The organism is Vibrio sp. M260118, assembly GCF_036533755.1.
Taxonomy (GTDB): Bacteria; Pseudomonadota; Gammaproteobacteria; order Enterobacterales; family Vibrionaceae; genus Vibrio.
This window is the reverse complement of record NZ_JATABG010000439.1, coordinates 1-2,516: the sequence shown is the minus strand read 5'-3', so window position 1 is coordinate 2,516 and position 2,516 is coordinate 1. Positions and strand designations below refer to the sequence as shown.

1 protein-coding gene is annotated in these 2,516 nt (G+C 45.7%); it reads left to right on the top strand.

Annotation, left to right across the window (positions count from 1 at the left end):
- Positions 1-2,251, top strand: a 2,251-nt coding sequence (locus QTO00_RS18030; protein ID WP_331426007.1) for a cadherin domain-containing protein, incomplete at its 5' end; no start/stop codon positions are given.
- Between the last annotated feature and the right edge of the window lie 265 nt (positions 2,252-2,516).

Genomic DNA, 2,516 nt, shown 5'->3' with positions numbered 1-2,516 from the left:
CGGTGTATTCTCGATTGATTCAGATGGCAATTGGACATACGTTGCAAATAGCGCTTTTGATGAGCTTAATGTTGGGGATTCACTCGTCGATGTATTCCCAATTGAGTCGACCGATGGGACTATCGGCAGTGTCACCGTGACAATCAATGGTACAAACGACTTACCACAGTTTGTAGCAACGGATGATTTCGTCCCTGGGGGAGGCGAAGGTGACGAGCAACCTACAGCATTTGCTTTTGAAGATGGTGCATACTCATTTAGTTTCCAAGAAAATACTCCTGCTGGAACACCAATTGGTCAAGTCGCTGCAACTGACCCTGATAATGATGTGTTGGTTTTTAGTATTTCAACTAACATTCAGAACGAAGGCGGCGAAGATCTGTTCCAAATCGATCCCGATACCGGTGAAATTAGCTTAACCGACGCGGGCGCTGCTTCATTCACCAACGATTTCGAGCAGCTAGCAAACTCCCACCCAATCGTCGTGACTGTTACCGAAGGTGATGGTATAGGAGAACCGCAATCCGTTGATGTGGATGTGACCTTTACTGAGCTTGGTCTTAACGAGCCGCCTAAGTCTGACGAGCCAGACGGTGGTTATGAGTTTACCTACGATGAAAATAGCCTAATCACAGTTGCCTTGGGACAAGTATCGGCGACGGATTTGGATGCCGATGACAGTGTTACATACAGCATTACGACCAATGTCGAGATAGACGGCGTACCGCTTTATCGTATTGATGAAGAGACCGGTGAGATTTTCTTAACCGAAGCAGGTGCTGCGGCGTTTACCAATGACTTTGAGTCGACACCAAATATGCATGATTTGAAAGTGACGGCTACTGATACGGGTGGACTGACGGACATCATCAACGTCACCATGAAAGAACGAGATGTCAACGAACGACCAGAAGCGATGGACTTTTCTGTCGATGCTGGCACGGCGATATTTGTGCCAATCATTTTCGATTCTGATGATGCGTCACTAGATAGGGTTTCAGATGAGGATGATGATTCGTCTGGTACTCAGGTACTTATTATGCTTTCGTCTTTACCTGATAGTGGCACTTTGCTCTACATCGAAGATGGCGTGACACGAGTAATCACAGAATCCGACTTAATATCCATCGATGATTACGATATGGAAGATCCTGCAAACCTCGCCAAAATGTTTGTACCCAATAACATCGTTTATGTTCCGGGTGTTGGTGAAGAGTTTGAGCTGGGCACAAGCGGAGATCCTGATGGAATAGAACTCGTTGGAGGCTTTGATAATTGGGGCGAACCTGTGTCTGATGTCGAACGAGTCGTTACGTTAGAAAATGGTAACCAAATCACCGTTACTTTTGTTGACCAGAATCCAAACGGCAGTCCCAATGCTAAGCTAAAACAGTATGAAGGCACTCAACCACATGTTGGTTATGGTATAGCGGATAACCAAGGTAATGGTCTACAGCCTGGCGAGCAAATCATCTTCAATTTACGAAGCAACCCATTGACGGTGGTGAACTTTGGCTTAGATGGTTTAGGCGGTAACTTCGCTAAAGGTAGTGTTGTTTTAGTTACTTACGAGTTGGCTAGTGGAGGCTTTGTCACTGAGGAATACTCTAAAGACCCGTCCGATGTTGGTAATGCCAATATCTATTACGAGTTCAGCTATTCGTCGCCGGATGATCCAATCGTTGGAATGACCTTTGACTCTACCGGTGGTAGCTATGAGATCCGATACCTTTCGGGTAATGAAGATGTCGTGAAAGATGTAACGTTCGGCTATGTTGCTGTGGATAGTGGCTTGCTTATTAGTGAAGAGCGGACGGTTTCTATAGATATTACCGAATCACCTGAGTATCAGGTAGTAACTGCTGACGATTCAGGAAACGTAGAGGCTGATATCGGTAACCAAGTCATGCTTGGTGATAGCGATGATAATATATTCGTTTGGCTCGACAACACGCTCGACAATGGCACCGATGTGATTGATAACTTTGAGTTGGGCAGGGATCTCATCGACTTACGCGCGATATTGGAAGACGATGACAATGTAGAGGTCGGTGATCTGATAGATTCTATTGATGCAGTAGTCGATGGTGATGATGTGGTCATGACGGTCACCGATGAAGGACGTGGCCAAACCATTGTCCTAGAGGGTGTGACCACCGCCTTCGAAGATGCAGGCTTGATTGAAAGCAACTCGATTGTTAGCGAGTTAGAGATGCTCAATCAGGTGCTCAAGACCGACACAGTAACCTGATTATAAAGTATGAAGGCCAACCCATTGTGGTTGGTCTTTTTATTGAAAGTAGCCTCAATATTTTCAGCGTGCTTGCAAAAAATATTGCCAGATTGAATCAATTTATGCTAATTTTCGCCGCAATCTCGGAAGCTGAGTCTTTTATCAAGACGATCTGGGGGATACGCGTAATGACATTCGGGCTGAGTGAACATTGCGTAGGGTAGGTATCGGCAAGTCCTTTTGTCGACAGACGGGATACTAATGTCGCGAAGCGGCATGTGAA